The organism is Lentzea sp. NPDC005914 (genome assembly GCF_040629405.1).
GTDB lineage: Bacteria > Actinomycetota > Actinomycetes > Mycobacteriales > Pseudonocardiaceae > Lentzea.
On the sequence record NZ_JBEXVQ010000003.1, the window covers coordinates 460,627 to 469,052 of the forward strand.

The 8,426-nt window shown below is 69.4% G+C and carries 4 protein-coding genes; 3 read left to right on the forward strand and 1 reads right to left on the reverse strand.

The genetic code is table 11. From position 1 onward, the window contains the following. Positions 1–100: 100 nt before the first annotated feature. A complete protein-coding gene (locus tag ABZ345_RS07080) occupies positions 101–3,691 on the forward strand; it encodes a discoidin domain-containing protein (RefSeq protein WP_359843839.1) in 3,591 nt (1,196 codons plus the stop codon). Positions 3,692–3,793: 102 nt separating this feature from the next. Then, positions 3,794–6,244, forward strand: coding sequence for a rifamycin-inactivating phosphotransferase (gene rph, locus ABZ345_RS07085; protein ID WP_359843840.1), 2,451 nt, complete (start codon positions 3,794–3,796; stop codon positions 6,242–6,244). Here rph and ABZ345_RS07090 read toward each other — a convergent pair. Next, positions 6,237–7,106 carry a LysR family transcriptional regulator gene (locus ABZ345_RS07090; protein ID WP_359843842.1) on the reverse strand — a complete coding sequence of 290 codons (870 nt, stop codon included), beginning with the start codon at positions 7,104–7,106 and terminating at the stop codon, positions 6,237–6,239. The genes rph and ABZ345_RS07090 overlap by 8 nt on opposite strands. A gap of 95 nt (positions 7,107–7,201) precedes the next feature. Between ABZ345_RS07090 and ABZ345_RS07095 the strand changes: the two genes are divergently transcribed. Then, positions 7,202–8,173 carry an NADP-dependent oxidoreductase gene (locus tag ABZ345_RS07095; protein ID WP_359843844.1) on the forward strand — a complete coding sequence of 324 codons (972 nt, stop codon included), beginning with the start codon at positions 7,202–7,204 and terminating at the stop codon, positions 8,171–8,173. The last annotated feature ends 253 nt before the right edge of the window (positions 8,174–8,426 follow it).

The following is an 8,426-nucleotide window of genomic DNA, read 5'->3' on the forward strand; positions in this document are numbered from 1 at the left end:
CTGCTCGCTGATTCTTGTCTCGCTTGTCTTGTTGACGCGCCCAGCTCACGCCGCTGAAGCTTCCTGCCAACGTTGTCAGGAAAGCGGATCGGAGCTCGCAATGACGCAGGACTTCGGCGACGGCGTCTCGAGACGGCAGGCGCTCACGCTGGGCGGCGGGCTGCTCGCCGGGTTCGGGCTGGGCGTGCTGGTGCCCGGTGCCGCGCCGGCCGCACCGGAACAGGCGACAGCACAGGAGAAGGCCGTGGATCTGGCGTTGTTCCGCCCTGTCTCGGTGTCGTCCACCGACTACGCGGCCACCGCGGCGGAGTTCGCTGTGGACGGTCTGGCGCAGGTCGGCGTGCAGGGCTCCGGCTGGCGGGCAGGACAGGGCGACGGCCAGTGGATGATCGTCGACCTGCAGGGCCGCTGCGAGATCAGCTCGGTCGTGCTGACGTTCGAGGCGAAGCCGGGCGATCCCGCGTTCGACGCCAACGCCTCGCGTGCCGACACCCTCGGCACCGAGATCCTCTCCAGCTTCGCGGTGGTCTTCGACCTCGACGTGTCCGACGACGGACGGGTCTGGAGGACGGTCTACCGCACCGAGTCCGGCGCCGGGGCCGTGGTCACCATCCCGCTGACGCCCGCCGTCCGGGCTCGCTGGGTCCGTTTCTCCGCCTCTCGCAGGTCGACGAGCAACCCGTTGGGGCTCAACGGCTTCCAGGTCTACGGCACGAGCAGGGACAACCGGCCGGCGGTGAAGGGCTGGACCAACTGGCCGGTCCAGAACCACGAGAGCCCCGCGCTCACCGTTGCCGCCGACGGGTCCGTGCCGCTCGAGTCCGGCTGGGTGCTGACCATGCACGACTTCGCGCCCGCCAAGGACGGTGCCGCGTTGTCCGGCCCGAACGTCGACACGCGCGGCTGGGTGCCCGCGACCGTGCCCGGCACGGTGCTCGCCTCCCTGGTCGAACAGGGACATCTGCCGGACCCGGTGTACGGCATGAACAACCTGAAGGTCCCGGAGGCCCTGTCCCGGCACGCGTGGTGGTACCGGCGCACGTTCGGCCTGCCGCGCGGGCTGGACGTCAGCGCGGGCCGGCACGTCTGGCTGGAGTTCGACGGCATCAACCACGAAGCCGAGATCTGGCTCAACGGAGCCAAGATCGGCGCGATGACCAACCCGTTCGGCCGGGCCGCGCTCGACATCACCACCGCGCTGCGCCAAGGCGACCAGAACCTGGCCGTGCGGATCGCGCCGATGCCGTTCCCCGGCAGCCCCGGTGACAAGGGCCCGCGCGGCGAGGCGTGGGTCGGCGCGAACAGCACGATGTTCAAGAACTCGCCGACGTACCTGGCGGTGTCCGGCTGGGACTGGATGCCCGCCGTCCGCGACCGCGCCTCGGGCATCTGGAACCACGTCCGCCTGCGCTCGACCGGTGCCGTGGTCATCGGCGACCCGCGCATCGACACCGTGCTGCCGGACTCCTCGACCGCCGAGGTCACGTTCACCGTGCCCGTCCGCAACGTCGAGGCCACCGCGCAGACCGTCACCGTGACCGCCGCGTTCGACGGGATCTCGGTCAGCAGCACCGTGACCGTGCCCGCGAACTCCGAGGCTTCGGTCAAGTTCGCCCCGTCCACCCACTCCCAGCTGCGGATCAAGAACCCGAAGCTGTGGTGGCCCAACGGGTACGGCGACCCGGCGCTGCACGAGCTGACGCTGACCGTCGCGAAGGGCACCGCCGTCAGCGACAGGAAGAAGCTGAAGTTCGGCATCCGGCAGATCACCTACCAGTACGAGCTGCCCATCACGATCGTCGACGGCGCGGCCGAGCAGACCGTCGACTTCCCCGCGCAGCAAGCCCGTTACGTCCGAATGCAGGGCGGCAAGCGCGCCACCAACTGGGGCTTCTCGCTCTTCACACTGTCCGTTCTGGACAGCAAGAACCCCGAGAACGACCTCGCGCTGGGCAAGACCGCCGACGCCTCGTCCGCCGCCGACTGGACCTCGCCCGGCGCCGTGACCGACGGCGACCCGAAGTCGCGGTGGACCTCGAACTACAACGACAACGAGTGGGTGCAGGTCGACCTCGGCGCCACGACGTCGTTCGACCGCGTGAAGCTGCGCTGGGAGACGGCCTACGCGGCCACCTACAAGATCCAGGTCTCTCAGGACGGCCAGACCTGGACAGACGTCGCGTCGAAGGACAACTCGCCCAAACCGCTGGTCATCATCGTCAACGGCGTCAAGATCTTCGCCCGCGGCGGCAGCTGGGGCTGGGACGAGCTGCTGCGCCGCATGCCCGCCTCCCGCGCGGACGCCGCGGTCGCACTGCACAAGGACATGAACTTCACTCTGATCCGCAACTGGGTCGGCTCGTCGTACCGCGAGGAGCTCTTCGACGCCTGCGACAAGTACGGCATCCTGCTGTGGAACGAGTTCTGGCTCGGCTGGTCCGCCGACCCCGCCAACCACGAGACGTTCTTCGCGCAGGCCAAGGACACCGTGTTGCGCTACCGATCGCACGCGTGCGCCGCGTTGTGGTTCGGCTGCAACGAGGGCAGCCCGCCGTCCTCCGTGGACAGCGTGCTGCGGGAGATCGTCAGCACCAACACCGACCAGCTCTACCAGCCCAACTCGGCGAGCGGCGTGATCACCGGCGACGGCACCTACCGGTGGGTGGACCCGAAGACGTACGCCACCGGCGAGGCCACGGGCGGGAAGTTCGGCTTCTGGAGCGAGATCGGCCTCCCGACCGTGTCCGTGGTGGAGAGCATGCGCAACCTCGTCGGCCAGGGAAATCCCGGCTGGCCCATCGGGGACGCCTGGTACCTGCACGACTGGTCGGAGAACAGCAACCAGCAGCCCAACGGCTACAAGGGCGCGATCGACGCCCGGCTCGCGCCGTCGAGCAGCCTGGAGGAGTTCTGCCGCAAGGCGCAGTTCGTGAACTACGAAAACATGCGCGCGATCTTCGAGGCCTGGAACACCAGGCTGTGGAACGACGCCACCGGCGTGCTGCTGTGGATGTCGCACCCCGCGTGGCACAGCACGGTGTGGCAGACCTACGACTACGACCTCGAGGTCAACGGCAGCTACTACGGCTCACGCAAGGGCTGCGAGCAACGGCACGTGCAGGCCAACCCGACCACCTGGCAGGTCACCGCCGTCAACCACACCGCCTCGGCGCTGACCGGGGTGACGGTCAAAGCGCAGTTGCACGGGCTGGACGGCAAGCCGATCGGCCAGGCCCAGCAGCAGAAGCTCGACGTCGGCGCGTTCTCGGCCCCCACCCTGTTCACCGTGCCGTTCGACGACGCGCTGCCTGCGTTCCACCTGATGCGCCTCACGCTGACGGACGCCCAGGGCAAGCAGATCTCCGAGAACACCTACTGGCGGTACCGCACGGAAGCGTCGATGCACGCGCTCAACCAGCTGGCGTACACCCAGTTGGCTACAACTCTGGTCTCCACGAAGGACGGTTACACCGCGACCATCCGCAACACCGGCAAGACGGTGGCCGCGATGGTCCGGCTGTCGCTGCGGGAGCGCAACGGGACCGACCGCGTGCTGCCGACCCTGTACAGCGACAACTACTTCTGGTTGCTGCCAGGGGAAACCAGGACGGTGACGATCAACCCGCAGCGCTCGGTCCGCACCCCGCGGCTGCTCGCGGAGGCGTACAACTCGGCGCCGAAACTGACCTGAGGAACGACAAAAGCGAGGAGATCTCTCTCCCCGCCATGTTCAACTTATAGCGCACCGGGGGTCTTGTGGCAAGACCCCCGTTGTGCCGCACACTCTGCGGCCATGGGGACCTATGTACTGGATCTGCACGACACCGACCAGACTCAGATCGCGACCGCCGGAGGCAAAGGAGCGAACCTCGGCGAACTGACGCGGGTCGACGGCATCAGCGTGCCTGCCGGGTCTGTGGTGACGACCGAGGCGTTCTCGCACGTCGTGCAAGACGCGTTTGACGAGCAGCTGACCCCGGCCGAGATGCGGAAGATCATCGAAGGAATCGCCATTCCGGACGACCTGGCCGCGGAGATCACCTCGGCGCTCGGTGAGGGCCTGTACGCGGTCCGGTCGAGTGCCACCGCCGAGGACCTGCCCGGTGCGTCGTTCGCCGGTCAACAGGACTCGTACCTCAACGTCAAGGCCGCTGACGTGTTGCGGCACGTCAGCCTGTGCTGGGCCTCGCTGTTCACCGACCGCGCTGTCGCCTACCGGCTGCGCAACGGGTTCGACCGGCTGAAGGTCACCATGGCCGTCGTGGTGCAGGAGATGGTCGCCCCGCACGCCGCCGGTGTTCTCTTCACCGCCGATCCCCTCACGTCCAACCGGAAAATCACCCGTGTGGAGGCGGTTCCCGGGCTCGGCGAGGCGTTCGTGTCCGGCCTGGTGAACGCCGACAGCTACCAGGTGCGCGACGGGGAGATCATCGACAGGACGGTCACCGCCGAGGTGATGACCGACGCGCAGGTCCTGGAGCTCGCGGAGCTCGGCCGGCGGATCGAGGAGCACTTCGGGCGTCCGCAGGACATCGAGTGGTGCCTGGCCGACGACGGCTTCCAGATCGTCCAGAGCAGGCCGATCACGACGCTGTTCCCCGTCCCGGAGGTCGACGACGGGGACAACCACGTCTACGTGTCCGTCGGCCATCAGCAGATGATGACCGACGCGATGACGCCGCTCGGTCTGTCCGTGTGGCAGCTGACGACCATGCGGCCCATGGCCGAGGCCGGCGGGCGGCTGTTCGTGGACGTCACGCCGATCCTCGCCGCGCCGGTGAGCCGCGCCGGGTTCCTGGAGGTGTCCGGGAAGTCCGATCCGCTGGTCCGCGACGCGCTGGAGACCGTCCTCGCCCGCGACGGCTTCGTCCCGTTGCTGCCGGCCGACAGTCCCGGCCTGCCGATTCCGGGCGTCGCGCCGTCCACCATCGACACCGATCCTGCCATCGTCACCGGGCTGATCTCGCGCAGCGAGGAGTCCATCGCGGCGGTGAAGCTCGCCGTCGCCGAGAAGTCGGGGCCCGAGCTGCTCGACTTCATCCTGGAGGACTTCCAGGAGCTCCGGCGGATCCTGTTCGACCCCCTGAGCCACCAGGCGATCATGGCCGGGATGCAGACGACGTGGTGGCTCAACGACCACCTGCAGGAGTGGCTGGGCGAGAAGAACGCGGCCGACGTGCTCACGCAGTCCGTCCCGCACAACGTCACCTCGGAGATGGGGCTGGCGCTGCTCGACGTCGCCGACGCGCTCCGCCCGCATCCCGAAGTCGTCGCGTTCCTGCAGGAGGCCGAGGACGACACCTTCCTCGACCGGCTGCCGGAGGTCGCGGGCGGAGGGCAGGCACGCGACGCCATCGTGGCCTACCTCGACAGGTACGGGATGCGCTGCGTCGGCGAGATCGACATCACGAGGCCGCGGTGGAGCGAGCACCCCGGCACGCTCCTGCCGATGCTGCTCACCAACATCAGGAACTTCGAGCCGGGTGCCGGTGCGCGGCGTTTCGAGCAGGGCCGGCAGGAGGCGGCGGCCAAGGAGCAGGAGGTGCTGGAGCGTCTGCGGGCGTTGCCGGACGGCGAGCAGAAGGCCGAAGAGACGAAACGGATGATCGACCGCGTCCGGACGTACACCGGCTACCGCGAGTACCCGAAGTACGGCATGGTCAGCCGCTACTTCGTCTACAAGCAGGCATTGCTGCGCGAGGCCGAACGCCTGGTGCGGGCCGGTGTGCTCGGCGAGAAGGAGGACATCTACTTCCTGAGGTTCCAGGAGCTCCAGGAAGTCGTGCGCACCCAGGTCGCCGACCCGGACCTCATCGCTCGCCGCAAGGACGCGTTCAGGTCGTACCAGGCGCTCACGCCGCCGCGGGTGCTCACGTCGGACGGCGAGACCATCTCGGGCTCGTACCGGCGCGACGACCTGCCGGCCGGTGCGATCGTCGGGCTGCCGGTGTCCGCGGGGACGATCGAAGGCCGGGCCAGGGTCGTTCTCGACGTGGCGGACGCCGACCTGGAACCGGGCGACATCCTGGTCACGGCCTTCACGGACCCCAGCTGGTCACCGCTGTTCGTGGCGATCGCGGGCCTGGTGACCGAGGTCGGCGGCGTGATGACGCACGGTGCGGTGATCGCTCGCGAGTACGGGCTGCCCGCCGTCGTCGGCGTCGAGAACGCCACGCGGCTCATCCAGGACGGGCAGCGGATCCGCGTGCACGGGACCGACGGCTACATCGAGATCATCAGCTGATCGAGGCGGGTGCCCGGAGCTCGCGGATCAGCTCGCGGACGGCCAGGGAGTGCCTGGCCGCCGCCGTGGTCACGTGGACCAGCCTGCGCGTCGGACGGTCCGGGCCGAGGTCCACGATCTCCACGCCCGGCGGAGGGGTGAGCAACGTCAGCTTCGGCAGGATCGCGATGCCGATGCCCTGCGCCACCATCGACAGCACCACGCTGTCGTCGGCCACGTCGAGCCTGCGCGGCGGCAGCCAGTCCTGGGTCGCCCACCAGTGCCGCGTGTAGGAGGAGCAGTTCTCGGGCCAGTCGAGCAACGGCAGGGTGCGCGGGTTCGCGTGCCCTGCCGGGTGCACCAGCAGGTACGGCTCGGTGAACAGCTCGCCGTGCCGCAGGCCCGGCAGTTCCGCGTTGTCGTCGAGGGTCGCGATGGCGAGGTCGGCGCGGCCGTCCGCCACCTCGCCCGCCGTCCCGCGGCCCAGCTCCGGCACGACCAGGACCTGCGGCCTCAGACCGGGGAACCGGGTGGTGAGCCGGTCGAGCACGGGTGGCAGCAGGTGTGCGGCGGCGGTGCGGAACGCGGCGATGCGGACCGGGCCGGTGATCGACCCTGCCGCCGCGCCGCGGGCCTCGCTGCGCAGGAGCTCGAGCTGGCGCAGGATCTGCCGGGCGTGCACGAGTGCCCGTTCGCCCGCGGGAGTCGGGCGCGCGCCTTTGCGGCCGCGTTCGAACAGCACGGCTCCCACGCGGCGTTCGCTCTCCCGGACGGCGTGCGACACCGCGGACTGCGAGAGGCCCACCTCGCGGCCGGCGGCGGTGAAGCTGCCGGTGCTTTCGACGGCGATCAGCAGGCGCAGCTCGGCCGGGCTCAGGTCCACGTCTCCACTATCCATGAACGCGGTTCATGGAACGCGGGGATCAATCAATTTCGCGATCTGCCGCACCAGACTGGGTGCTCCCTACGTTTCTCGCCATGAGCTCATTCCTCGCCGTCCGCCAGGTGCGCCGTCCTGAGGCCACGCCCAACGCGGACGACTTCACCGTCGTCACCGAGCAGCTACCGGTCCTCGGCGACGGGCAGGTGCTGGTCGAGAACGTCTACCTGTCGGTCGACCCGTACATGCGGCAGCTGATGGACACCGGCGAGGCGGGGCTCGAGGGCCGGGCGATCGGGAAGGTCGCCGAGTCGCGTTCGGCGGAGTTCCCGGTCGGCACCACCGTGTTCCACCGCAACGGATGGAGCACGCACGCCGTCGTAGGCGCTGCGGACCTCCGTCGCGTCGACCAGGCCGACGGGGTGCCGTTGAGCGCGTATCTCGGCGTGCTGGGCGGGACGGGCCTGACGGCGTTCGTCGGACTGACCCGCGTAGCCCGCCTGCAGCCGGGCGAGGACCTGTTCGTGTCCGCTGCCGCCGGTGGGGTCGGCAGCGCGGCAGGGCAGATCGCCCGGCTGCTGGGGGCGCGGCGGATCATCGGCAGCGCCGGGTCCGCGGCGAAGGTCGCGCACCTGCACGCGCTCGGGTTCGACGCGGCGTTCAACTACCGCGAGGGCCCGGTCGGCGCGCAGCTCGCCGCGGCCGCTCCCGACGGGATCGACGTCTACCTCGACAACGTCGGTGGCGACCACCTCGCGGCGGCCATCTCGTCGTTGCGCCCGCACGGCCGGGTCGCGTGGTCCGGCGCGATCGCCCAGTACAGCTCCGCTCCCCCGGCCGCGCCGCACAACCTGGCCGAGGTGATGTTCAAGACCCTGCGCGTCGAGGGCTTCCTGGTCCGCGAGCACCTGGACGCGCGTGAACCGTTCGAACGCTTCCTCGTGCCTCACATCCAGAACGGCTCGGTGATCGTCGACGAGACCGTTGTGGACGGTTTCGGCAACGTCGTCGAGGCGTTTCTCGGTGTGCTGCGCGGGGACAACACCGGAAAGATGCTCGTCCGGCTCTAGTGCCGTGACCCGCCAACCTTCGCCGTGTCTTCGGCGCTCAGCGGGGCGCCTCGCGGCACCGGCCCCACGCCCACAGCCAACCAGGATGAGGACGCGGGGCCGGCGCCACGATGCACCCGTCTGACCACCGAACACGGGGCAAAGGTCGACGGCCACAGCACTAGTGGTCACGCCCGTTAGTTCGTCGGGGGTTGCAGCCACGCGGTGTAGTCGTTGAGGTAGAGCCCGCAGGCGCAGTCGAGTGCTTCCTGCG